Origin of the sequence: Stenotrophomonas sp. S49 (genome assembly GCF_016624905.1) — a bacterium.
Classification (GTDB): domain Bacteria; phylum Pseudomonadota; class Gammaproteobacteria; order Xanthomonadales; family Xanthomonadaceae; genus Stenotrophomonas.
Window position 1 is genome coordinate 1 of record NZ_JACVUD010000070.1, and the last position, 23,996, is coordinate 23,996.

Below are 23,996 nucleotides of genomic sequence, written 5' to 3' on the forward strand. Positions count from 1 at the left end.
AAGGTGCCAGATCGGCAAGAGATAAGATCCACGCCATGCGTGGATGAAGCCGCGCGGCCCGGCGCACTTGGGCAGTCGAGCAAGCTCGACTCTACGGGGCCGAGGCGACCTGCGGTGCGCGCGCGGCGGCCTGCCACGCGCGCAGGCCGAACACAGCCAGGCCCAGGAAGAACACGTACAGCGTGGCGGTCACGTGCAGCGACTTGAACAGGTACGTGCCCACGTACACCACGTCCACGCCGATCCACACCCACCAGCACGCCACATGCCGGCGTGCCTGCCACCACTGGCCGACCAGGCTGAGTCCGGTCAGCAGGGCATCCAGCCACGGCAGTGCGGCATCGGTGAAGCTGTGCATGACCGCACCCAGTGCCACGCCGCCGCACACGCCAATGGTCAGGTCGCGCAGCAGCTTGCCCCGCGCCAACGGCACGATGCGGATGCTGCCTTCATCGGCGGCGTGCTGGCGCCAGTTCAACCAGCCGTAAACCAGGAAACCGCCGAAGATCACCTGCAGCAGAGTGTCCGAATACAGCTTGGCTTCGGCGAACACCAGCCCGTACAGCGCCACCGACAGCAGCCCCACCGGCCATGCCGACAGCCGGCGCCGGGCCATCAGCCAGACGCCCAGCACGCTGCACAGCGCGGCGGTCCACTCGAGCAGGGGCCCGTTCACAGCGCGAACGTCACCGACAGGCGCGCCTGCCGCGGCGCACCGGGGAACAGGTAGTAGTCACCGGCGCTGCTGCCGGTGTCACGCCAGTAGAAGCGGTTGAACACGTTGTCCACCGACAGGTTCCAGGTGACCGCACGTTCGTGCAGACGGTGCTGGAAGCGCAGGCCGGCATCGAACACCGAATAGTCCGGCGCACGCACCGCGCCATCGGCACGCGCCACGTTGGCCGATGCGTAGCGCCAGCCCCCGGTCACCTGCAGGCCCTGCATGAACGGAAGCGCGTAGGCCAGATGCACGCTGGCGCGCACCTTCGGCACGTTCACCAGCTGGTGGCCTTCATAGGCCGGCGTACCGGCATCGCGTGCGCGTGCGCGCAGCACGCTGGCGCTGGCCACCACCTGCAGTGCATCGGTCAGCTGGCCGTTGGCGGTCAGCTCCAGGCCGGTGTGGGTCTGCTGGCCTTCCTGCACGAAGGTGAAGCCCGCATCGCTGTCGTCCGGCTTGGCGTACTGATAGGGCTGGCTGATGCGGAACACCGCCGCGCCCACGCTCAGTGCCTCGTTCGGCGCGTACTTCACGCCCGCTTCCAGCTGGCGCGATTCCACCGCCGGCAGGAAGGTGTCGGCGTTGCTGGTCCAGAACGGCGCTTCCTGCCCCAGCGAAATGCCACGCACGTAGCTGGCGTAGGCATTCAGCTGGTCGGTGGCCTTCCACACCAGGGCGGTCTGCGGCAGGAAGCGCGACAGGCGGCTGTGCCGCTGCGGGTTGCCGCGCTTGTCGTAGGCGCGCTCGTCCAGGCGCACGTAGCGGCCACCGGCCAGCCACTGCCAGTCGTCACCGAAGCTGAGCCGGTCCAGCGCGAAGAAGGCGTTCTGGCGGCTGTCCAGGCGCCGCGCGGACGGGCCCGGCTGCAGCGGCGACGGATCGAACACCGGCACCTGGCCGTCGTGGTAGTTGGTGGTGCCCACGTACTCGTTCACGCTGGGGCGGCGGTCCACGGTGCGGCGGTAGGTCTCGCCGCCCAGGGTCAGCTCATGGCCCACGCTGCCGGTAGTGAAGCGCCCGCGCAGCTCGGCGCGTGCCTGCTGGTTGCGGCGGGTGTCGTCGGGGCTGCGGTAATCGTAGACATCGTAATCGCCATTGGGCGCGAAGTAGTTGCCCGGCACGCTGCCGTCGGCGCACTGCGCGGCGTAGTAGCAGCCGTAGGCGAAGGCCACGTTGTCATCGATCACCGTGCGGCTGTGGCCCAGCGCCACGCGCGACTGCCAGCTGCTGCTGAAATCGTAGGTGTGCTGCACGGTGATGTTGGTGCTGGCAATGCCCACCGGCATCTGCCACGGCTGGTAGCCCAGCAGGTGGTCGCGGTCCACGCCGCGCGGCAGTTCGCTGGCACCCAGCAGCTGGTAGCCCGATGCCGAGCGCTGCGAACTGGTCTGGTAGTTGGCATCCACTTCCAGCTTGCCGCGTTCGCCGATCAGCCAGTCGGCGGCCAGCGAATAGAAGTTGCGGCGGCCATCGAGGTGTTCGATATACGAATCGCTGGCATCCCAGGCGGCGTTGAAGCGCACGCCGAAGCGCGGGGTCAGCCAGTGGCCCACGTCCACGGCGGCGTAGCGCGAGCCTTCCGAATCGGTGCCCAGGGTGACCGTGCGCACTTCGGCCGGGCGCTTGCCCACGTAGTTGATGATGCCGCCCGGGGCCATCACCCCGGCAGCCAGGCCGGCTTCACCCTTCAGGATTTCCACCGATTCCACGTTCTCCAGCGCCAGCCGCTGTTCGCCGGCCATCGACAGGCCGTTGAAGCGGTAGCCGGTGGCGGCATCCAGCGCGAAGCCGCGAATGGCCACGTTCTGGTAGTAACCCACCGGGGCATAGGCATCGCCCAGCGAGGCATCATTGCTGGCCAGTTCGGACAGCGAACGCACCTGGCGCTGTTCCAGGTAGCTGCGGTCGAGCACATTCACCGATGCCGGGGTGTCTTTCCAGCTGCCACCGCCGAAGGCATTGGCGCGCGAACTGGCAGAGGCCGGCTTGCCGGCCTGCACGCGCACGGCGGCCAGATCGGTGGGCGAACGATCGGAGGTGTCGGCGGCAGCGGTGGCGGCCTCGCTGGCATGCAGCGGCAGGGCGGCACACAGGGCCAGGGCGAGCAGGGTGGGGCGCAGGCAGCGGTTCATTCGGTTCGTCTTCTGACAGCAAGGGAGACGAAGCGACGGCGCACGGACGCACCGGCCCAGGGAACGGGGGGTGCGACAGCTGCTCAAAGCTCCCTACGCCGGTGCAAACCGGATCAGGTTCCAAGGGACTCTCTCAGCCTGGCAGATCCAGGCACCCCCGCTTCAGGTGACCATTTCACTACAAACCGTACGGATTTGCGAGCCCGGGCACGGGCAGCGGGGCCGGGGCTGGGGGTCAGAGCCCTTTCCCGTGGAAAGGGATCCGACCCCCGGGCTCGCGAGGAAGGGTCAGATCCCTTTTCGCAGGAAAGGGCTCTGACCCCAGGCTTGTAGGCCGCTATGCCGCCGCGTGCAACGCCTGCAGCAGGCCCTGGCCGGCCTCTGTGTGGAACCAGGCCGGGTGGCCCAGCATGAACGGCTGCCAGGCCACGTCGGCATTGGCGGTGGAGCCGGTGATGCCTTCGAAGTACTCCACTTCGGACAGTGCGAAGTCGAAATGCACCATCGGCAGCAGGTCGGCCAGCAGGTGTACCCGTTCAGCCGACAACGGCAGCACCTGCCGGTAGCCGGCCAGCAGGGCCAGGGCGATATCGCGGCGTACCGCGTCGGCGCCACGCTGCAGCTCCAGCCAGGCCACCGCATTGCGCTCGATGGCCGTGGCCAGGTCGAACAGTGCACTGGTGGGCGAAGCCAGACCGAAATCCAGCACGGTGGCGATCTGCCCGTCGCGGGCCCACAGCAGGTTGGAGACGTGCCAGTCGTTGTGCGCCCACAGCCGCGGTTCGTGCTGCAGCTTCTCGGCCAGGCCGGCATGCCAGGGCAGCACGTGCTCGCGCAGCTGCGCCTGCCAGGGAATGCGCGCCAGGTAGCGGGCCAGGCCGGGGCGATCAGGCAGGCTGGCCTGCAGCGCCGCGATGGCATCGTGTGCGCGGATCAGATCGTCGCGTGCCACCAGGATGTGGGTATCGCGCTGTGGCGCGTGGTAATCGGCTGCGGCACGGTGCAGCCGGGCCAGCATGCGGCCGGCTTCCTGCGCCTGTGCGATGTCGGTCAGCAGGGACCACGAAGGTGCATCGCGATAGAGGTCCACGCCAGCGCCCACCGCGTGCAGTTCGTAAGTCCAAGGGCCCTGCTCCAGCGCGGTCTGCCCGTTGTCTGCAGCAAGCACCTGCACCACCGGTACGTCGCGTGCCGCCAGATGGGCAATGAAGGCGTGTTCTTCCTGCAGCACGGCGGCACTGCGCACGCTGTGGTGGTGGCGCTTGATGAAAACGGCGCCGTGTTCGCCGCGCGCGATCGCCGCAGCCGAGAGCGGGCGCGGGCTGTGCCATTGCAGCGTCGCGGTGTTGCCCAGCTGCGGGTAGCGCTGCACCAACCAAGCCAGGTCATTCGCGGAAATTGCTGGCCAGTCGGCCGCGACCTCGTCGTTGTTCAGGCCCTGCACGCGGTGGGAAGTGTCGGTCATGGTGGCGCGTTCGCAGATCGGATGGGCAGCAGCACAGCGCGCTCATGGTACCGCCCGTGCCGCATTCCTGCGCTGGCCCGGTGAAGAGGGCGCATACCCGTGCTGGTTAGACTGGAAGGCTTACATTCTGGAAACAGGGAGGCACCGGGACGCAATCGTGCGATGTTTTTTCTCTATTTTTCTTGGCGCACTGGCGTGCGCATCGACCGGTCAGGCGCTGGCACAGCCCCACGATCCCAGTGCGGAACCGTGGTTCGACGCAGGCGGCGCCGTCCGCTTCAACTATGGGTGGCTGGACTACGGCCCCACCAGCGGCCTGCAGCTGGAACTGCTGCGAGCCGACATCGATGCCGGTGCCGGGCCGTTGTTCTTCTCGGCGCAGTACCGCTGGTATGACGGCTTCGATGCGGTCCATCATGCCTATGCAGGCTGGCAGTTCAACGAAGACACCGATCTGCGTGCGGGTATCCAGCAGGTGCCGTTCGGCCTGCTGCCCACGGTGTCGCAGAGTTTCTGGTTCGGCTCGGGCTACTACCTGGGCATCGAGGATGACTACGATCCCGGCCTGGTGCTGCAGCATCGTAGTGGCCACCACCTGTGGCATGTCGGCTGGTTTGCCGGCGACGAGTACGGGGACGCGGCGCGCTACGACCGCTATTCGTTCGATGTGGCACGCACGCCGGAGCTGCCCTATCGCGAGCGCGACCGGGTAAACCTGCGCTACGAGCATGACCGTGACTGGCACGGCGGAACCCTGCTGTTGGGTGCGTCGGCGTTCAGCGGTTCGGTGCAGAACGTGGAAACGCACCGCCATCATGATCACCACGGCATGGCCGTGCATGCGCAATGGGCGCGCGATGGCTGGACCACGCAGCTGCAATGGGCGCGCTACCACTACGGTGTGCCGGGCGCGACGATCGCGTTGTCGGCTTTCCAGGCACCGTTCCAGATCGCGCGCAAGGCCGATGTGCCCAGCGTCAATGTGGCCTACTCGTTTGGCGAACGGCGTTGGCTGGATGACATCACCTGCTACAACAACCTGAGCATGACCCGCCCGCTGCAACGCCAGCCCGGCATGCGCGACTCGTGGCAGAACGTCACCGGCTGCAGCCTGGGCAAGGGCATGATGCTGACCTACATCGACTGGATCGCCGGAAAGAACATGTGGTTCGCCGGCGGCGATGGCATCGGCCTGGACCCGCAAGGGCCCTCACGCTGGCACTCACGCCTGAACCTCAATATCGGTTTCTACTTCTAGGACGCCCTTCATCGCGGTCCGCCGCGTATTCCTTCCACGCAATTCCGTTCACGGAGGACGACATGCCGAGCTCCGCTCCGCACCCCACCCCCGTCAGGCAGCGCATCCTGCCGCAGGTATTCATTCCCACCGCGGCGATCGTCATCGCCCTGTTGGCCCTGGCCATCTTCGCGCCGGAACTGGCCACGCACTGGTTCACCGCCGCCAAGACCTGGACCGCCAACGATGCCGGCTGGTTCACCATCCTGGCCGTCGCCGGCTTCCTGGTGTTCGTGGTGGGCGTGGCCGTCAGCGGCTATGGCCGCATCAAGCTGGGCCCGGACCACAGCCGCCCCGACTACAGCTATGCCTCGTGGTTCGCGATGTTGTTTGCCGCCGGCATGGGCATTGGCCTGATGTTCTTCGGCGTGGCCGAGCCGATCATGCACTATGCCACCCCGCCCACCGGCACGCCGGAATCGGCTGCGGCGGCACGCCAGGCCATGCGCATCACCTTCTTCCACTGGGGCGTGCATGCCTGGGCAATCTACGCGGTGGTGGCGCTGGCGCTGGCGTACTTCGGCTTCCGCCACAACCTGCCGCTGCGCGTGCGCTCGGCGCTGTACCCGCTCATCGGTGAACGCATCCACGGGCCGATCGGCCACACCGTGGATACCTTCGCTGCGCTGGGCACCATCTTCGGCCTGGCTACCTCGCTGGGGCTGGGCGTGATGCAGATCAACTCGGGCCTCAATTACCTGTTCGGGCTGGAAGTGAGCACGCTGGTACAGGTGGTGCTGATCGCCGTCATCACCCTGGTGGCCACCGGATCGGTAGTGGCCGGCCTGGACAGCGGCGTGCGCAGGTTGTCGGAATTGAACATGATTCTGGCAGCGGCACTGCTGGCCTTCGTGCTGGTCTGCGGGCCCACCGTGCACCTGTTGCAGGTGCTGGTGCAGAACACCGGCATGTACGTGTCGCAGCTGTTCTCGATGACCTTCAATCTGTACGCCTATGAGCCCACCGGCTGGCTGGGCGGCTGGACGCTGTTCTATTGGGGCTGGTGGATCGCCTGGTCGCCGTTCGTGGGCATGTTCATCGCGCGCATCTCGCGTGGCCGCACCGTGCGCGAATTCGTGGTGGGCGTGCTGCTGGTGCCGCTGGGCTTCACCTTCCTGTGGATGACCATCTACGGCAACACCGCCTTGTTCATGGTGCGCGCCGAAGGGGTACAGGAACTGGTGCAGACCGTTTCCAGCGACAGCTCCATGGCGCTGTTCGAATTCCTGCGCCACCTGCCGTGGACGATGGCGACCTCGTGCCTGGCGGTGCTGCTGGTGGCGTTGTTCTTTGTCACCTCGGCCGATTCGGGAGCATTGGTGATCGACATGCTCACGTCCAAGGGTGAGGAAGAATCACCGCTGTGGCAGCGCATCTTCTGGGCGTTGCTGGTGGGCGCGCTGGCGGTGGCGCTGTTGTTTGCCGGTGGCCTGGAATCACTGCAGGCGGCCACGATCGCCAGCGCGTTCCCCTTCACCCTGGTGATGATCCTGATGTGCTGGGGCCTGCTGAAGGCGATGCGCCTGGATGCCACCAAGCGCTCGATCATCCGCGACGCACGCATCCTGCCCGGCACCAGTGATGACTGGCGCGCGCGCCTGCGGCTGCTGGCGCACAACCCGGTGCAGGCCGAGGTGCTGCGCTTCATCGACCAGCAGGTGATGCCGGCCCTGCAGGACGTTGCCGGTGAACTGCGGCGGCAGGATCTGGAGGTCGAGGTGACCCTGGGCGAGGATGGCCGCGCCTGGCTGCAGGTCGGCCATGGCCAGGAAATGGACTTCTTCTATTCGGTGCGGCCGCAGCCGTACGAGCCGCCCAGCTTCACCCTGCAGGACCCGCGCCGCGCCCCGAAGGCCGGGCGCTACTTTCGCGCCGAGGTCTACCTGCGCGAGGGCGGGCAGGACTATGACGTGATGGGCTGGACGCGCGTGCAGCTGATCCACGATGTGCTGGATCAGTACGCCCGCCACCGGCAGTTCCTGGACCACGTGCGCTGAACAGCAGAACGCCGGCCGTTACTGCGGCCGGCGTTCCGGGTGTTGCCAGGTGTACTTACCAGCCGCGGTGGCGACCGCGGTCGTGGCGGTAGCGGCGATCATCGTGGCGGTAGTAACGGCGGTCGTGGCCGCGGTCATGCCCGTAGCGACGGTCATAACGGCGGTCGTAGCGACGATCGTCGTGGCGATCCTTGGTGGTCAGGTTGCCGATGGCACCACCGGCCACGGCGCCGCCCACGGTGGCGGTCGGGTCGCCGTTGGAAATCAGGTGACCGGCCACGCCGCCCACCACGGCACCGACCACGGTGCGCTTGTCCTTGCGTGACAGGGCGCTGGCATCACCGACCACGGCCAAGCCGGCCAGCAGCGCCAGGGCGAGGCCGAGGCTGCGGAAGCTGAGTGAGGACGTATTGATCATGTTCGGGTCTCCAGTTGGGGGCATGCCACGCGGGGCAGGGAAGGCGCCAGGGCGCCGCGGCTGCCGCAGGTACCACGCTGGGCTTCGGACATTGCCGGAACATTGCGTGGGCCACCCGGTCGGCGTGCGCATTCATCTAGCGTCATGCGCCATGAAGCCCGCCTGAAAGCAGAAAGCTGAACCGCGTGTCGGAGCCCGTCCGGCGAACGGGATCCGACCCCAGGGTCAGATCCCTTTCCGCAGGAAAGGGCTCTGACCCGAAGCCGGCAACAGCGGCCTCAGTGCCCCATCGCGCGCTGGTTCTGGCGCACCTGTTCCTGCTGCTGATCGTCCTGCTGCTGCAGCACGTTCGGTGCACCCTGCACCGCGCCGCTGCTCAGGGCCACGCTCTGTTCGCTGGCGGCCTTGGCATCGACCGATGCGCGCACGGCGGCCGGGTCGCCCATCGCGCCCTGCACCGCAAACAGACGCTCACCGTTCATGCTGGGCACCACCGAATCGATGCGCTGCAGACCGGCGGCATGGGCGTCGCGGGTGAGCGTGGCGGCGGTGGCTTCCAGTGCGTGGCGGTCCTTGAACGTACCCGGCGGCAACTGCTCCAGACCGTGCACGGCCTGGTTGTACATCGGGTTGCGCGGGTGGCGTTCGTCGTTCAGCAGCGGACGTTCGCGCGCATCGTTGATGGCATCGAGCGTCTTCGGGCCGATGATGCCATCCACGGCCAGGCCGTTGTCCTTCTGGAACTCACGCACGGCCGCTTCGGTGTTGCGGCCGAACTTGCCATCCTCGAACAGCGGCTTGCCGTCGGCGCCCACGTAGCCCAGGTGGCCCAGCTGTTCCTGCGCCTTGCGCACGCCTTTGCTGTGGTCGCCATTGCGGTGGATCTCGCTGCGCGGCGCGCTGGCGGTGGCCTGTGCGGGTGCTTCCTTGCCCTGTTCGTGCTGCTGGGTCTGGCTGCGGTTTTCCAGCAGGTCGCGCGCCTTGTGCAGCGGGTCGGAGGCGAACAGCTTCCAGTTCGGGTGGTTTTCCACCTGCTTCAGGTAGTCCTCCACCGGCATGGTGTGCACGCCCAGCTTTCCGGTGGACTGGCTGATCAGCAGCTTGTCGGTGTTGGGGTCGCGCACCACCATCACGATGTGGTCGATGCCGTTCCAGTGCTCATGCTTGGTCTTGGCCGTGTCCAGGCCGATCACCATGCCTTCCTGCAGCGCGCCCGGCTTCAGGATGTCGTCGCGCTGCAGCAGCACGCCCGAATCCTTGTAGGCCTGCTGCACGATGCCGCCGGAACCGGCGAAGCCCAGCTTGATCTTGTCGGCATCGCCATAGACGGCGTGGCCGGCCTTCTGGTTGATCTCGTCCTGCGTCTTGTTCAGCATCGTGCCGACCCAGCCGGAGCAGTCCACGTAGCCCTGGTCCACGTTCTTGCCGGTGATGCCGTTGCCACGGTAGTACTGGCTGGAAGCGATGTTGATCGCGTACTTCACATCGTCGTACTTCACGCCGGCATCGTAGGCGGCGGTCAGGGCGATGCCCGGCTTGTCCTGGTTGGCCGCCGCTGCAGCCGATACGGTGGCGGCGGTGGGCGCCGGCACGGTCTGGGTCGGGCCCGCGGCGGCCTGCACCGGTGCGCTGCGCGCCGGCGCATCGGCGCTGATGGCGGCGATGTTCTTTTCCGGAATGCTGATGCCGTCGTACTTGCGGTCGTAGTACTGGGCGAAGGTGCTGGCCAGGTCCTTGTCGTTCATCGTGCGCATTTCCGCACGGGTGTGGCCGGTCAGCGCTTCGATGTCGCTGCCGATCTGGCCCATGATGCGCGGGCGCATGTTGATCGGTTCGCCATGGCCATCACGCACCACGCCGAAGGTGCCGGTGGCGATGGCGGTCTGGATGGAGCCGTAACCGGCCGCACCCTGCTGGTGGGCCAGGTACAGGTCCAGGCCGGTGGGCGATGCTTCGCCGGACAGGTACGGGTGGCCGGTGCGCGCGTGGCGCTTTTCCATGTCGGCCAGGTTGCGCTGGAACATGTCCGCGGCCGCTTCGGTGTTGCGGGTCGGGTCGTACTCGTGGCCACTCAGGCCGTACTGGCGCGCCGAGGACGGCAGGAACTGGAACAGCCCCTTGGCGTCGGTGCGGCTGTTGTGCGCGCGCTCGTCGAACTGGCCGCCGGTCTCGATATGGGCAAAGCGCAGGAAGTCTTCGCTGGGAATGCCCTTGCGCTGGGCCACCTGTTCGATGATGTCGAGAACTTCCTGTCTGCTGTAGTCACGTTGTGCCATGACGTTTTCCTCTGGGGTTGATGGAGCGGCCTGTGCCGCGTTACGCCAACCGGACTCATCCGTGAGTCATCAACATGTCGGTCAACAGGTACTGCGTGTAAGGGTTACTGCGCGACGTAGGCCTTGCGGGCGGCGTCGTAGTGATAGCGGCGCGCATCGCTGGCGCCCAGTGCACGGGTCTGCCCCGGTGCATCGATGGTGGTGCCGGTGGCGGCCACGGTGATGGCCGGCAGGTCGCTGCCTGGCACGGCGCTGAAGCTGAGCGTGCCCTGGTTGCTGATGCACGGCATCACCGCGCCGTCGTCGCAGGCGGCCGAATTGTCTTCGCCGGTGTTCACCGTGCCGGCACTGGCCCAGACCTGGCCATCTTCTGAATTCTCGTAGTCCGGGTTGAACACCAGGATCTCGTAGCCTTCCACGCTGGTGCCGTTGCTGAAGCTGCGGGTGGGCACGGCCAGCACCAGCTTGCCGGCGGCGGTGCGGTGTTCGACCGGCTTGCGCTTGCCGTCCACGTCCGGGGCGGTGCCATAGGCGCCGATCGCACCGATCCACGGCTCCACGCCCTTCAACACCCAGGGGCGGTCGGGCTTGTCACCGCTCAGGGTGAAGGTGGCTTCGGACAGGGTGACGCGGCTTTCCGGGCCCACGTCGTCTTCGCCGGGCTTGCCGAACTTCTGCGGGGTGTTCCAGGCAAAGCCGGTGTAGTAACGGGTGCCGGCCACTTCGTAGCTGTGGCCGAACCAGAAGGTCGCTACGGCGCCATTGGCCACTTCGTAGGAGACGGCGCCGTCGCCATCCACCTGGTAGATGAAGTACAGCACGCTGCCGGCATCGGGCGGGGTGGCAACCGCGGCGGGGGTCGCAGCGGCGGTGGCGGAGTTCTGCATGGGGGCAACTTCCTGTCGTGGCGCGGCGGCGCCCTGGGGTGACGCGGTCGAGGTCGAGGGAGTGCAGGCGCTGGACAGCAGCGAAACGGCCAGGCCAGCCAACGCCATGCGCAATCGCGGGCGGGCGGCAGCCGGGACGTAACGGGGGGAATGGGTCATGCGCCTCTCCATGGTGTGCGGGCGTCGGGCCGGATGGCCAACGCAGAATGCGCGCCGCCCGCAGTCGGGCAGCGTGGTGATGGGCCGGTCGATTCCTTCGACCTCGCATGGGAGAGCCCATCGGCGCGGATCATGGCACAGCTGTGGCGTCGATCACAGTGTCAGCACGGGGCGGTCACCGTGAAATCGTGAAACAGTTCTCAGATTTTGCCGTCGCGCAGGTAGTCGAACAGCTCGGCATCGCCCTTCAGCCCCAGCTTCAGCATGGCATCGCCTTTCTGCCGGCTGATAGTGCTGACGCTCTTGTGCAGCTGCAGCGAGATCTCCTTCACGGTCATGCCGGTGCCGAGCAGGCGCAGCACTTCCACTTCGCGCGGCGACAGCGGCTTGCCGTCGCCTTCGCGCATGCGCCAGCTGCCGGCCTCTTCCACACGCTCGCGCAGGCTGCGGCTGATGTAGCACTGGCCGCGGTAGACCGCCTGGATCGCCTGCGGCAGCTCTTCCATGGAAGAGCTCTTGTCCACCAGGCCGAGCACGCCGCTGTCCAGCACCATGCGCAGGATGGCCAGGTTGTTGGACACGCTGAGCAGCAGCACCGGCAGATCGGGGTAGCGGCGGCGGATCATGCCGATCATCGCGAAGCCATCGGCCTGGGCGCTGCCGGGCATGGAATAGTCGGTGACCAGCAGGTCGCAGGGCTGGCTGGCCAGCAGTGCGATCAGGGCCTGGGCATTGTCGGCTTCGCCAACCACCCGGCCCACGCCGCTGGATTCGATGACCGCGCGGGTTCCGATGCGGACCACGGGGTGATCGTCTGCGATGATGATGCGCAAGGTCATGCTCTAGTATGGCCTTCGGGCAGTGCCGGCCGCGAGCAGCGCGGTACCCGGCGGGTTCAAGGGAGATCGTCGCAGATGCGGAACGGCGCTGTTCGTGGATGGGTCCTGTTGCTGGGCTTGCTGGGCCTGTCGCTGCTGGCCCGGGCCGAGCCCGGACCTTTGCCGCTCACCCCGTTGCAGCGCCAGTTCCTGGCTGCGCATCCGGTGGTGGTTGTCGGCCAGTATGACAGTGGCTGGCCGCCCTACGAGTTCCTGCAGGATGACCGGCCGGTCGGGCTGGGGCCAGATTACCTGTCGCTTCTGACCCGTCAACTGGGCAGCACGCTGGAGTTCCGTCGCTACCCGGACTGGAACGCGGTGCTGGATGCGGCGTGCCGTGGCGAGATCGATGTGGTGATGAACATCGCCCTGAGCGCCGAGCGCACCCGTTGCATGGTCTACACCCGCGCCTATGCCGAAGCGCCGCTGGCGATGGTGGGCCGACCGGGTGACCTGCGCGCGTCCGAGGCGCCGGATCTGGACGGGCTGCGGGTGGTGATCGAGCAGGATTTCATGACCGCGCCGCAGGTGCGTGCCCGCTTCCCGCGTGCCCGACAGCTTGTCGCAAACAACACGCAAGCCGCGTTGGAAATGGTCAGAGACGACAAAGCCGACGTATTCATCGGCAATGCCTATGTCGCTACCGAACTGATCGCCCAGGAAAAACTGCAGGGTGTGGTGCTGCTGCGGCCCAGCGATCTACCACCCGAGCGGCTGCACTTCGGAGTGCCCAACGGCAAGCAGCCGCTGGCCGAAGCGCTGGACCTGGCGATGGCGGCCAGCAGCGCGTCGCAGCAGGAGGCGCTGGTGCAGCGCTGGTTGCCGCCGCTGCAGTGGTCGGCATCGGCCCAGCTGGCCCTCAGCCAGGCCGAAAAGCGCGTGCTGCAGGAGCCGCTGAAGATCGGCTTCCCGCCCAATGCGCCGCCGCTGTCCTTCGCCGACGCGGGCGGCCAGCCCACGGGCCTGGCCGCCGAATACCTGCGCCTGCTGGTAAAGGCCGGCGCCAACCTGCAGATCGAACCCAGCCACGACTGGTTCGAGGTGCGGGCCAAGGCCAAGCGCGGCGATGTGCAGGCGGTGATGGGCATTCCGGTGGATTCGCAGTACCTGGGGCCCGACTGGGTGTTCAGCCAGCCCTTCATCAGCGTGCCCAACGTGATCGTGACCGCGCAGGGCAGCCCGGTGCTGCTGGGGCTGGCCGACCTGCAGGGCAAGCGCGTGCTGCTGTCCGACCCAGAACGCGTGCGTGGCTATGTGCTGCAGCAGGCGCCGCAGGCCCGCATCATTCCCGCGCGCAGTGCCGAACAGGCGCTGCAGCGGCTGCTGGACGGTGATGCCGATGCGTACGTGGGCAACCTGGCGCTGGTCGACCACATGCTGCGCGACCGTTTCCCCGGTCGCCTGCAGATTGCCGCACCGGCAGGTTTCAACGACCAGCTGGCGCTGGCGGTGAACCACCGCCATGCCGCCCTGGCCACGACCTTCGACCGCCTGCTGCTGCAGATGACCCCGCGCGAACGCGAATCGCTGCGTGGCGACTGGCTGGCCGTGGAATACCGTCAGGGCGTGCACTGGGGCGGGCTGCTGCGCTGGATCATTCCGCTGCTGCTGGTGCTGCTGACCGCGGCCACCGTGCATGGCCTGGGCCACTGGCGCCTGCGCCGTGAAATGGCCGGGCGCCGCCACGTGGAGCAGCGCCTGGCCGAGGTGACCGACAACCTGCCGGCAATCGTCTACCAGGCCCGCCGCGCGGCCGACGGCACGCTCACCTTCCCGTTCATTGCCGGCGACGTGCAGGCGCTGTTCGGCATTTCGCGGCAGCAGGCGATGGATGAAACCGGAGCGTTGCTGGGCCGTATCGCGCCGGATGATCGCGCCGCGATCCTGCAGGCCACCGCGCAGGCCGCGCGTCACTTCGCTGCACTGTCGTTCGAATTCCGCGTGCTGACCGACGATGACAGTCAGCGCTGGGTACGCAGCCAGGCCCATCCGTATGCCGCCGAGGCCGGTGCGGTGACCTGGAGCGGCTACTGGGTGGATGTGAGCGAGGCGCGCGCGCAGGCCGATGCGCTGGCCGCGGCCAAGGTGGAAGCCGAGCAGGCGGCCGACGCCAAGTCGCGCTTCCTGGCCACCATGAGCCATGAGATCCGCACGCCCATGAGCGGCGTGCTGGGCATGCTGGAAGTGCTGTCCCATTCGCCGCTGGACCAGGAGCAGCAGCGCATCATCACGGTGATCGAGGATTCGGCGCAGATGCTGCGGCAGATCCTGGACGACATCCTGGATTACTCGCGCATGGAAGCGGGCGCGCTGCGCCTGGCGCCGGTGCCGATGCCGCTGCGCCCGCTGCTGGACAGCGTGTGCCGGTTGCTTTCGCCGCAGGCCACGGCACGGGGCCTGGAGCTGCAGGTGGAGATCGACCCGCGCCTGGCCCAGGCACATGAGGTCGATGGCGTGCGCCTGCGGCAGATCGTCTTCAACCTGCTCAGCAACGCGATCAAGTTCACCAACGAGGGCCATGTGCGCCTGCAGGTGGATGTGCTGGGTGCCACCGCCGAGGATGGCAGCCAGCCGCTGCGACTGACCGTGTCCGACACCGGCATCGGCATTGCCGAAGATCAGATTCCGCACCTGTTCGCGCCCTTCACCCAGGCCGGCGCCTACATCCAGCGCGAGCATGGCGGCACCGGGCTGGGGTTGAGCATCTGCCGGCGCCTGGTACACAAGATGGGCGGTGAGCTGATCCTGCACAGCGTGCTGGGCGAAGGCACACGGGTGGACGTGGAGGTGGCGCTGGTGGAGGCGCGCGCCGAAGACGTGGCCGCGCTGCTGGCCGAGCAGGAACAGACCTCGCTGCTGCCGCCGGCGTTGCGGGCGGCACGCGTGCTGGTGGTGGAAGACCACCCGACCAACCAGGCGATGATGGCCTGGCGCCTGCAGCAGCTGGGCGTGCCGCATGTGCTGGTCGACGATGGGCGGCAGGCTCTGGATCGGCTGGCGAAGGAACCGTTCGATCTGGTGATCACCGACTGCCGCATGCCGGTGATGGATGGCTTCGCCTTCGCCCGCCTGCTGCGCGAGCGTGAAAGCCGCAACGGCCAGCCGCGGCTGCCGGTGCTGGCGCTGACCGCCAGCGTGCTGGACGACGACGCACGGCGCTGCCGCGAGGCGGGCATGGACGATGTGCTGGCCAAGCCGTTGTCGCTGGCCACGCTGCGCCAGGCCTTGCTGCGCTGGCTGCCACAGGCGGCCGGGCTGGATGTGGCCGAGCTGGCCGCCGCCACCCATGCGCCGGGTGAGGTGGTGGATGCAACGCTGGCGCTGCCGGATCTGGCGGCGCTGCAGCAGCGCTTCGGTTCGCTGCAGGTGGCCACCCAGTTGCGCGACAGCCTGCTGGCCGCCACGACTAGCGACATGGCCGATCTGCACGCCGCGCTGCGCGACGGCGACCGCGCCCAGCTGGTGCAGCACCTGCACCGCATGACCGGTGCGCTGGGCGCGGTGGGCGCGCAGGGCCTGGCCGCGCGCGCCGGCGCCCTGGAAGAGCAACTGCAGCAGGGCGACGAGGCGGCCATGGGGCCGTTGCTGCAGCAGGTGAGCGAGTTCATGGCCCTGCTGCAACAGCAGCTGCAGCGGCTGGCTCAGTGAACGCAGTGCACCTACTGGGCATGCTCCTGCAGGTAGGCGATCACCAGGGCGCGCCGTTCCGGGCTGGGGAACGCGTTGTACATGCGCGTGCCGGGCACCATGTGGCTGGGTGACTGCAGGAAGGTGTCCAGGGTCTGCGCGCTCCACACGAAATCGGCGCGGCGCATGGCGTCGGAATAGCCGTAGTCGGGCAGGCTGCCGGCACGTCGGCCAAGCACCCCGTGCAGGTTGGGACCGAAGCGATGGATGCCGCCGGCCTTCACCGTGTGGCAGCCGGCGCACAGTTCAAACGCGCGCTGCATCGCCTGCTGGCGCGCCTGTTCGGGGCTGGCCGGTGCGGCGGGTGGGCGCTGGCAGCCGGTGGCCGCCAGGGCCACGGCGAATGCAACAGGTAGAACGAGCGCGCGCATGGGCCGGCAGCATACCGGCCCCTGCGTGGACGCGGGCTGCGACACGCCGTCGCAGCCCGGGGCCTTACATGCCCGAGTAGTTGGGGCCGCCACCGCCCTGCGGGGTCACCCAGACGATGTTCTGGGTCGGGTCCTTGATGTCGCAGGTCTTGCAGTGCACGCAGTTCTGCGCGTTGATCTGCAGTCGCGCATTGTCGGCTTCGCCAACGAACTCGTACACACCGGCCGGGCAGTAGCGCGCTTCCGGGCCGGCGTATTCGGCCAGGTTCACCTTCACCGGAATGCTGGCGTCCTTCAGCGTCAGGTGGCTGGGCTGGTTTTCGTCGTGGTTGGTGCTGCTCAGGAACACCGAGCTGAGGCGGTCGAACGTCAGCACGCCATCGGGCTTGGGATAAGCAATGCGGGTGTGCTTGGACGCCGGTTCCAGGCAGGCGTGGTCCGGGGTGCTGTGGCGCAGGGTCCACGGCGGGTTGCGCACGCCCAGCTTGGGCAGCAGCCACTGTTCCACGCCGGTCATCAGGGTGGCCACGGTCTGGCCCTTCTTGAACCACTGCTTGAAGTTCTTGGCCTGCTGCAGTTCGGTGAACAGCCAGCTGGCTTCGAACGCCTGCGGGTAGGCGGTCAGTTCGTCGTGCTGGCGGTCGGCCACCAGCGCATCGAAGGCGGCGTCGGCGCACAGCATGCCGGTCTTGATGGCCGCGTGGCTGCCCTTGATGCGGCTGACGTTGAGGTAGCCGGCCTCGCAGCCGACCAGCGCGCCGCCGGGGAACACCGTCTTCGGCAGTGACATCAGGCCACCGGCGGTGATGGCGCGCGCGCCGTAGCCGACGCGGGTGCCGCCTTCCAGGTGCTTGCGGATCTGCGGGTGGGTCTTGAAGCGCTGGAACTCTTCGAACGGGCTCAGCCACGGGTTCTTGTAGTCCAGGCCCACCACGTAGCCCACCGCCACCTTGCCGCCGTCGGCGTGGTACAGGAAGGCGCCGCCATAGGTGTCGTTGTCCAGCGGCCAGCCGGCGGCGTGCACCACCAGGCCCGGCTCATGCTTGGCCGGGTCGATCTGCCACAGCTCCTTGATGCCGATGCCGTAGGCCTGCGGGTCCTTGCCTTCATCCAGCTTGTAACGGGCGATCAGCTGGCGGCCGAGGTGGCCGCGCGCGCCTTCGCCGAAGATCGTGTACTTGGCATGCAGGGCCATGCCGCGTTCGAAGGCCGGACCGATGCTGCCGTCCTTTTCGATGCCCATGTCGCCGGTGGCCACGCCGATCACTTCACCGTTGTCGCCGTACAGCACTTCGGCAGCGGCGAAGCCGGGGAAGATCGCCACTTCCAGCGCCTCGGCCTGCTGTGCCAGCCAGCGGGTCACTTCGCCCAAGCTGATGATGTAGTTGCCTTCGTTGTGGAAGCATTCGGGCAGCAGCGCGTTGGGCGTGCTGCGCGAACCGGTCTCGCTGAGGAACAGGAATTCATCGCGGGTGACCTTCTGCTTCAGCGGCGCGCCGCGCTCGGCCCAGTCCGGGAACAGTTCGGTCAGTGCCCGCGGGTCCATGACCGCGCCGGACAGTACATGCGCGCCGGGCTCGGAGCCCTTTTCCAGCACGCACACCGACAGTTCACGGCCGGCTTCGATCGCGCGCTGGCGCAGGCGGATGGCGGTGGCCAGGCCGGCAGGACCGGCGCCGACGATCACCACGTCGAATTCCATTACTTCACGCGGGGGCAGGGCGTTGGCTTCAGCGCTCATCGAATGCATGACTCGTGGGTAGTGCCGGCATCGGGGCCACCGGCGGTGCCTGGGAATCGCGCGTGCTGCCACGTGCGAAACGCTTGTTTGAATGTGTCAGGGTACCGGGCCGCGCGTGATCGAGCTAGATCGCCGATGTTCACGTCATGATTGCTGCGGTGCAGCGTAATGCGCGTGGCCGGGCAAGTGCCTACCCCGGTTGGCACAGTGTTTCATCGCCCGGCCCCGCTTCCGCGTGGACCAAGGCCCACAGCTACCAGACGCGATGCTTGCCGATGACCGACAATGGCCCGGTCCTGACTGCGCGTGAGTGCCATGGCTTTGCATCCGTACGATCTGTTCGATGTCCGTTCCCTGCTCAGAGAGGAAGAGCGCGCGGTGCAGGACAGCGTGGCCCGCTTCACCAACGAGCGCGTGCTGCCGATCATCGGCGATGCCTTCGACCAGGCCCGCTTCCCCGAGGAGCTGGTGCCGGAAGTGGCGGCCCTGGGCCTGCTCGGTGCGACCCTGCCGTCTGAATATGGCGGTGGCGACCTGGGCGCGGTCAGTTACGGGCTGATCTGCCAGGAACTGGAACGCGGCGACTCGGGCCTGCGCAGTTTTGTTTCCGTGCAGAGCTCGCTGTGCATGTACCCCATCTACGCCTACGGCAGCGAGGAACAGCGGCGGCAGTGGCTGCCGGCGATGGCCCGTGGCCAGCTGATCGGCTGCTTCGGCCTGACCGAAGCGCATGGCGGTTCGGACCCGGCCGCGATGAAGACCCGCGCGGTACGCGACGGCAGCGACTGGCGCATCAGCGGCAGCAAGATGTGGATCACCAGCGGCCCGGTGGCGGACCTGGCCATTGTCTGGGCGCAGACCGAAGACGGTATCCAGGGCTTCGTGCTGGAAAAGGGCATGGCCGGTTTCACCAGCCAGGAAATCAAACACAAGATGAGCCTGCGCGCCTCGCTCACCGGTGCCCTGTTCTTCGATGATGTGCGCGTGCCCGACAGCCACCGCCTGCCCAACGTGAAGGGGCTGAAGGGTCCGCTGGGCTGCCTGACCCAGGCCCGCTTCGGCATCAGCTGGGGCCCGATCGGTTCGGCCATTGCCTGTCTGGATGAAGCGCTGGGCTATGCCAAGGAACGGGTGCTGTTTGGCCGACCGTTGGCCGCCACCCAGAGCGCGCAGATCAAGCTGGCCGAAATGGCCCGCCGCATCACCACCGCGCAGCTGCTGGCCCTGCAGCTGGGCCGCCTGAAGGAAGCTGGCCAGCTGCAGCCGCAGCAGGTCAGCCTGGCCAAGTGGAACAACTGCCGCATGGCCATCGACATCGCCCGCGAGTGTCGCGACCTGCTGGGTGGGGCCGGCATCACCACCGAACACGTGGCGATCCGCCATGCGTTGAACCTGGAATCGGTGATTACCTATGAAGGCACCGAAACCGTGCACCAGCTGGTGATTGGCCGCGAGCTGACGGGTATCAACGCGTTCTGACCGTCATCCACGCATGGCGTGGATCTACCGGGTAGGTCCACCAGAAAGCGGTACAGGTAGGTGCCAACCTTGGTTGGCACGCAGTGGGCACCGCGGTCGTGCGCGCGTCACGCGCCGCCGGCAAACCCGCGCTGGCGCCAGGCTTCGTACATCAGTACGGCCACGGTGTTGGACAGGTTGAGGCTGCGGTTGCCCGGCTGCATCGGCAGGCGCAGGCGCTGGCCGTCGGGCAGGGCGTCGAGCACATCCTGCGGCAGGCCACGGCTTTCGGGGCCGAACAGGAACGCATCGCCGTCTTCAAAAGCCACGCTGTCGTAGCGCACGCTGGCCCGGGTACTGAGTGCGAACAACCGTTTCGGCGCGATGCGCGCCAGCGCGGTGTCCAGGTCGGGGTGCACCTGCAGGCGCGAATACTCGTGGTAGTCCAGCCCGGCGCGCTTGAGCTGCTTGTCTTCCAGTGCGAACCCGAGCGGTTCGACCAGGTGCAGCTGCGCGCCGGTGTTGGCGCAGAGCCGGATCACATTGCCCGTGTTGGGCGGGATTTCCGGTTGGAACAGGATCACGTGGAACTGGGGCGCGGCATTCATCGGTGCAGTGTACCTGCCACCACTGCCGCCTTTACGGCGCACGCCCTGCGCGGGGCAGGGCGGCACCGGTTACGGGCGCAGCAGCACCTGGGCGGTTTCGCTGGCCAGGGCCTGCAGATCGGCGGCGCTGGGGCGAACCTGCAGGGTCGGCAGGTTGGTGATCACCTGGTTGGCCACCGAGGTGGCAGCGGCAGCCAGGGTGGCGGCGTAGCGCTGTGCTTCCTGTTCGGCGGCCAGGGCGACCCGCTGTTCCAGGCTGGGGCGCACTTCGACGGCGGCCAGGGTGGTGATCGGCATTGCAGCGGCGACCGGGGCAGCCACGTAGCCGTTGCGTTCGGCCAGCTGGTCAGCACTCGGGCGCACCTGCACTGCTGCCAGGGTGGGGATGCCGCTGGCCTGTTCCCAAGCCTGCTGGGCCAGCTGGTCGGCGGCCGGGCGCACCTGCACGGTGTCCAGGGTCGTGATGGATTCGGAGGCCTGCACCGACGAAACAACCGCGGTGCCGGCGATCAGGGCGATGGCGATGGCAATGGTCTTGGCGTTCATGACGGGGCCTGTTTAGTGTTTTTGAGCGGTGGTGTGGTAGTAAGGTAGTACACCAATTCTGGGCATGCAAGAGAAATTTTCGATTTTCTCTATTTGTTCAGCGTTCAGTCAGTTTCGATCTGAAGCCCTTCCTGGCGCAGGAACTACACAGCAATCGCCGTGCCAACTTTCAAGCGTTGATTTCAAAGGGTTTTTTGCGGTCTTCGGAGTGTCCGCGGGGCGGACACCTGTCCGTTCGGCAGGCCGTGGACACTGTCCGGACGCGCTGGCGCGGCTTACGTGACCGCTACGGCGGGGCGGTCTGGTGCCCTCAGGGCAGTGACTGCTGGCCGATACCGGGCGGGCAGGACACACGCTAGGATCGGCATTCACCAACGTGACCAAGGATCTGGAAATGTCTTTCGCCCTGCGCCCGCGCACCGCGCTGCTCGCCGTTGCCCTCAGCACCGCCCTCGGCACGCTTGCGCCGACCACCGCCCTGGCGGCCAAGCCGGCCGCGCCGGCCAAGGTGGACATTCCCTTCGAGCAGTTCACCCTGCCCAACGGCCTGCGCGTGATCGTGCACACCGACCGCAAGGCGCCGATCGTGGCGGTGAACGTCTGGTACCACGTGGGCAGCAAGGACGAGCCGGCCGGCCGTACCGGCTTCGCCCATCTGTTCGAACACCTGATGTTCCAGAGCAGCGAAAACCACGACGGCGAATACTTCGAACCGTTCAAGCAGGTGGGTGCCACCGGCCAGAACGGCACCACCAATACCGACCGCACCAACTACTTTGAGAACGTGCCGACCACCGCGCTGGACATGGCACTGTGGATGGAATCGGACCGCATGGGCCACCTGGTGGGGGCGATCGACCAGGCCGCGCTGGACGAACAGCGTGGCGTGGTGCAGAACGAGAAGCGCCAGGGCGAAAACCAGCCCTATGGCCAGGTCTGGGAAAAGCTGAACCGCGCGCTGTATCCGGCCGGCCACCCGTACCACCACAGCGTGATCGGGTCGATGAACGACCTCAACGCGGCCTCGCTGGATGACGTGAAGACCTGGTTCCGCACCTGGTACGGCCCGAACAACGCGGTGCTGGTGCTGGCCGGTGATATCGACCTGGCCACCGCCAAGGAAAAGGTGGCGCGCTACTTCGGCAGCATCCCGGCCGGCCCGACCATGGCGCAGCCGAAGGTGGACGTGGCCAAGCGCGATGCCGATACCCGCGAAGTGATGACCGACAAGGTGCCGCAGGCGCGCATCTACCGCGCCTGGAACGTGGCCCAGGTCGGCACGGCCGACATCGACCAGCTGCAGCTGCTGGCCGAAGTGCTGGGCGGTGCCAAGTCCTCGCGCCTGAGCCAGCGCCTGCAGCACCAGGACAAGCTGGTGGACAACATCAGCGCCGGTGCCTACGCCTCGCAGCTGGGGTCCAACTTCATGGTGATGGCCACGGTGAAGAAGGGCCAGGATCCGGCCCGCATCGAGAAGATCATCGACGAGGAAATCGAGCGCCTGCTGAAGGACGGCCCGACCGCCGATGAACTGGCGCGCGCCAAGACCGGCTTCCGCGCCGGCTTCATCCGTGGCATCGAGCGCATTGGCGGCTTCGGCGGCAAGGCCGACGCGCTGGCCGAATGCGCGGTCTACACCGGCGACCCGGGCTGCTTCCGCACCTCGCTGGCCAACATCGACAAGGCTACCGCCGCCGATCTGAAGCGCCTGGGGGCACAGTGGCTGGACAAGGGCAGCCACACCCTGGTGGTGGAACCGGGCGAGCGCGTGGCACTGAAGGAAGAAGCCTCGGCCACGCCCAAGCCGTTCAACGTGCCGGCCGTGGACAGCAAGTACAGCACCCTGCCCGAGCAGGTCGACCGCAAGGCCGGCGTGCCGCAGACCCGCGAATTCCCGCAGTTGAAGTTCCCGGCCCTGCAGCGCGCCACCCTGAAGAACGGCACCAAGGTGGTGCTGGCCGAGCGCCACGAGATTCCGGTGGTGCAGTTCAGCTACCAGTTCCCGGGTGGCTTCACCGCCGACCAGGGGCGCAAGCCGGGCACGGCCAACTTCACCATGAGCCTGATGACCGAAGGCGCCGGCAAGCTGGGTTCGCTGGCCTTCGCCGATGCCGCCGATGCGCTGGGCGCCAGCCTGGATGCCTCGGCCGGGCTGGATTCGGTGGATGTTGAACTGTCCGCACTGAAGGAAAACCTGGTGCCGTCGCTGGCGCTGTATGCCAGCCTGCTGCGCGAACCGCGCTTCGAGCAGGGCGAGATCGACCGCGTAAAGGCCTCGTGGATCGCCGGCATCCAGCAGGAAAAGGTCAACCCCAATGCGGTGGCCATGCGCGTGCTGCCGCCGCTGCTGTACGGCAAGGGGCACCCGTATGCGATTCCGTTCACCGGCAGCGGTGACGAAGCGGGCATCGCCAGCCTGGGCCGCGAAGACCTGGTCGATTTCCACCGCGACTGGCTGCGCCCGCAGGACGGCACCCTGATCGTGGTGGGCGACACCACCCTGGCCGAGATCGTGCCGCTGCTGGACAAGCAGCTGGGCGACTGGAAGGCCAGCGGCGATGCGCCCACGGTCAAGGCTACCACCGCCGTTGCCGTGCCCAGCGCACCGCGCGTGTTCCTGATCGACCAGCCGGGTGCGGTGCAGGCCAACCTGTTCGCCGGCCAGGTGGTTCCGCCGTCCAGCGATGCCGGCTCGACCCGCTTCGACATCGCCAACGGCGTGATCGGTGGCGACTTCACCTCGCGCCTGAACATGAACCTGCGCGAGGACAAGCACTGGTCCTACGGTGCCCGCACCATGGCCAGCAACACCGTGGGCCAGCGCCCGTGGATGGCGATGGCGCCGGTGCAGATCGACAAGACCGGCCCGGCGCTGGCGGAAATGCGCAAGGAGATCGCCGGCTTCGCCGATGGCAGCAAGCCGGCCACCGAGGCCGAGGTCAACCGCATCCGCAACATCCAGACCCTGAGCCTGCCGGGTGCGTATGAAACCGCCGCGGCCGTGGCCTCGACCATTGGCAACATCGTGCAGTTCAAGCGTCCCGACGACTACGTGCTGCGCCGCAAGGCGGAGATCGAAGCGATGACCCCGGCGCAGGTGCAGCAGGCAGCTGCCGAGATCAAGCCGCAGGCGCTGACCTGGGTGGTGGTGGGTGACCTGAAGCAGACCGAAGCAGCGGTGCGCGCGCTGAACCTGGGCGAGGTGACCGTGATCGATGCCGACGGCAACCCGGTGAAGAAATAAGGGATGTGCCTGCCCGCCCCGGCGGGCAGGCCTCCTGTGGTAGCGGGGGGGGGGGGGGCCGGGGGGGGGGTGGGGGGGGGGGGGGGGGGGGGGGGGGGGGGGGGGGGGGGG

16 protein-coding genes and 1 riboswitch are annotated in these 23,996 nt (G+C 67.4%); of the genes, 5 read left to right on the forward strand and 11 right to left on the reverse strand.

What is annotated here, in order from left to right; all coding sequences use genetic code 11:
* Positions 1 to 91: 91 nt before the first annotated feature.
* The 3 genes from pnuC to IAE58_RS14430 form a co-directional block, all read right to left on the reverse strand.
* The gene (pnuC, locus tag IAE58_RS14420) at positions 92 to 664 is read right to left on the reverse strand and encodes a nicotinamide riboside transporter PnuC (protein WP_199934333.1); all 573 of its coding nucleotides are present in this window, start codon (positions 662 to 664) and stop codon (positions 92 to 94) included.
* 8 nt (positions 665 to 672) lie between these two features.
* On the reverse strand, positions 673 to 2,853 hold the full coding sequence (locus IAE58_RS14425) for a TonB-dependent siderophore receptor (protein WP_199934325.1): 2,181 nt from the start codon (positions 2,851 to 2,853) through the stop codon (positions 673 to 675).
* 73 nt (positions 2,854 to 2,926) lie between these two features.
* Positions 2,927 to 3,022, reverse strand: a riboswitch (TPP riboswitch).
* Positions 3,023 to 3,190: 168 nt separating this feature from the next.
* Positions 3,191 to 4,318, reverse strand: coding sequence for a phosphotransferase (locus IAE58_RS14430; protein WP_199934326.1), 1,128 nt, complete (start codon positions 4,316 to 4,318; stop codon positions 3,191 to 3,193).
* 157 nt (positions 4,319 to 4,475) lie between these two features.
* Between IAE58_RS14430 and IAE58_RS14435 the strand changes: the two genes are divergently transcribed.
* Both IAE58_RS14435 and betT read left to right on the forward strand, forming a co-directional pair.
* Positions 4,476 to 5,576, forward strand: a complete 1,101-nt coding sequence (locus IAE58_RS14435; RefSeq protein ID WP_325166859.1) for a hypothetical protein — start codon at positions 4,476 to 4,478, stop codon at positions 5,574 to 5,576.
* Between the two features lie 62 nt (positions 5,577 to 5,638).
* On the forward strand, positions 5,639 to 7,612 hold the full coding sequence (betT, locus tag IAE58_RS14440) for a choline BCCT transporter BetT (RefSeq protein WP_199934327.1): 1,974 nt from the start codon (positions 5,639 to 5,641) through the stop codon (positions 7,610 to 7,612).
* A 55-nt stretch (positions 7,613 to 7,667) separates the two neighbouring features.
* Here the strand turns inward: betT and IAE58_RS14445 are convergent, their stop codons facing one another.
* The 4 genes from IAE58_RS14445 to IAE58_RS14460 all read right to left on the reverse strand — a co-directional run bounded on the left by IAE58_RS14445 (position 7,668) and on the right by IAE58_RS14460 (position 12,191).
* Complete coding sequence (locus IAE58_RS14445) at positions 7,668 to 8,030, reverse strand: glycine zipper 2TM domain-containing protein (RefSeq protein WP_199934328.1); 363 nt, start codon at positions 8,028 to 8,030, stop codon at positions 7,668 to 7,670.
* 278 nt (positions 8,031 to 8,308) lie between these two features.
* Positions 8,309 to 10,306, reverse strand: a complete 1,998-nt coding sequence (locus IAE58_RS14450; RefSeq protein WP_199934329.1) for an XVIPCD domain-containing protein — start codon at positions 10,304 to 10,306, stop codon at positions 8,309 to 8,311.
* Positions 10,307 to 10,410: 104 nt separating this feature from the next.
* Positions 10,411 to 11,352, reverse strand: a complete 942-nt coding sequence (locus IAE58_RS14455; protein WP_233615003.1) for a hypothetical protein — start codon at positions 11,350 to 11,352, stop codon at positions 10,411 to 10,413.
* 200 nt (positions 11,353 to 11,552) lie between these two features.
* Entirely contained in the window at positions 11,553 to 12,191 is a 639-nt protein-coding gene (locus tag IAE58_RS14460; protein WP_199934330.1) for a response regulator transcription factor, read from the reverse strand.
* Positions 12,192 to 12,266: 75 nt separating this feature from the next.
* Here IAE58_RS14460 and IAE58_RS14465 point away from each other — a divergent pair, with 75 nt between their 5' ends.
* Positions 12,267 to 15,878 (forward strand): transporter substrate-binding domain-containing protein, encoded by a 3,612-nt coding sequence (locus IAE58_RS14465; protein WP_199934331.1) that lies wholly within the window; start codon positions 12,267 to 12,269, stop codon positions 15,876 to 15,878.
* An 11-nt stretch (positions 15,879 to 15,889) separates the two neighbouring features.
* Here IAE58_RS14465 and IAE58_RS14470 read toward each other — a convergent pair whose 3' ends face one another.
* Together IAE58_RS14470 and IAE58_RS14475 are read right to left on the reverse strand one after the other, a co-directional pair.
* A complete protein-coding gene (locus tag IAE58_RS14470) occupies positions 15,890 to 16,288 on the reverse strand; it encodes a c-type cytochrome (RefSeq protein ID WP_199934332.1) in 399 nt (132 codons plus the stop codon).
* 64 nt (positions 16,289 to 16,352) lie between these two features.
* Positions 16,353 to 18,029: an electron transfer flavoprotein-ubiquinone oxidoreductase gene (locus tag IAE58_RS14475; RefSeq protein WP_199933836.1), complete on the reverse strand. Its 1,677-nt coding sequence runs from the start codon at positions 18,027 to 18,029 to the stop codon at positions 16,353 to 16,355.
* A gap of 315 nt (positions 18,030 to 18,344) precedes the next feature.
* Between IAE58_RS14475 and IAE58_RS14480 the strand changes: the two genes are divergently transcribed.
* A complete protein-coding gene (locus tag IAE58_RS14480; RefSeq protein ID WP_199933837.1) occupies positions 18,345 to 19,508 on the forward strand; it encodes an acyl-CoA dehydrogenase family protein in 1,164 nt (387 codons plus the stop codon).
* Between the two features lie 107 nt (positions 19,509 to 19,615).
* Here IAE58_RS14480 and IAE58_RS14485 read toward each other — a convergent pair whose 3' ends face one another.
* Positions 19,616 to 20,095, reverse strand: coding sequence for a tRNA (cytidine(34)-2'-O)-methyltransferase (locus IAE58_RS14485; RefSeq protein WP_199933838.1), 480 nt, complete (start codon positions 20,093 to 20,095; stop codon positions 19,616 to 19,618).
* A 69-nt stretch (positions 20,096 to 20,164) separates the two neighbouring features.
* A complete protein-coding gene (locus IAE58_RS14490) occupies positions 20,165 to 20,641 on the reverse strand; it encodes a hypothetical protein (protein WP_199933839.1) in 477 nt (158 codons plus the stop codon).
* 394 nt (positions 20,642 to 21,035) lie between these two features.
* Between IAE58_RS14490 and IAE58_RS14495 the strand changes: the two genes are divergently transcribed.
* Positions 21,036 to 23,885, forward strand: coding sequence for a pitrilysin family protein (locus IAE58_RS14495; protein WP_199933840.1), 2,850 nt, complete (start codon positions 21,036 to 21,038; stop codon positions 23,883 to 23,885).
* The last annotated feature ends 111 nt before the right edge of the window (positions 23,886 to 23,996 follow it).

Coding starts and splice junctions, on each gene's coding strand:
- IAE58_RS14485 (WP_199933838.1), bottom strand. CDS start 20,095: ATGAATGCCGCGCCCCAGTTCCACGTGATCCTGTTCCAACCGGAAATC.
- IAE58_RS14480 (WP_199933837.1), top strand. CDS start 18,345: ATGGCTTTGCATCCGTACGATCTGTTCGATGTCCGTTCCCTGCTCAGA.
- IAE58_RS14470 (WP_199934332.1), bottom strand. CDS start 16,288: ATGCGCGCGCTCGTTCTACCTGTTGCATTCGCCGTGGCCCTGGCGGCC.
- IAE58_RS14465 (WP_199934331.1), top strand. CDS start 12,267: ATGCGGAACGGCGCTGTTCGTGGATGGGTCCTGTTGCTGGGCTTGCTG.
- betT (WP_199934327.1), top strand. CDS start 5,639: ATGCCGAGCTCCGCTCCGCACCCCACCCCCGTCAGGCAGCGCATCCTG.
- IAE58_RS14460 (WP_199934330.1), bottom strand. CDS start 12,191: ATGACCTTGCGCATCATCATCGCAGACGATCACCCCGTGGTCCGCATC.
- IAE58_RS14430 (WP_199934326.1), bottom strand. CDS start 4,318: ATGACCGACACTTCCCACCGCGTGCAGGGCCTGAACAACGACGAGGTC.
- IAE58_RS14445 (WP_199934328.1), bottom strand. CDS start 8,030: ATGATCAATACGTCCTCACTCAGCTTCCGCAGCCTCGGCCTCGCCCTG.
- IAE58_RS14490 (WP_199933839.1), bottom strand. CDS start 20,641: ATGAACGCCAAGACCATTGCCATCGCCATCGCCCTGATCGCCGGCACC.
- IAE58_RS14450 (WP_199934329.1), bottom strand. CDS start 10,306: ATGGCACAACGTGACTACAGCAGACAGGAAGTTCTCGACATCATCGAA.
- IAE58_RS14475 (WP_199933836.1), bottom strand. CDS start 18,029: ATGAGCGCTGAAGCCAACGCCCTGCCCCCGCGTGAAGTAATGGAATTC.
- IAE58_RS14425 (WP_199934325.1), bottom strand. CDS start 2,853: ATGAACCGCTGCCTGCGCCCCACCCTGCTCGCCCTGGCCCTGTGTGCC.
- IAE58_RS14455 (WP_233615003.1), bottom strand. CDS start 11,352: ATGACCCATTCCCCCCGTTACGTCCCGGCTGCCGCCCGCCCGCGATTG.
- IAE58_RS14495 (WP_199933840.1), top strand. CDS start 21,036: ATGTCTTTCGCCCTGCGCCCGCGCACCGCGCTGCTCGCCGTTGCCCTC.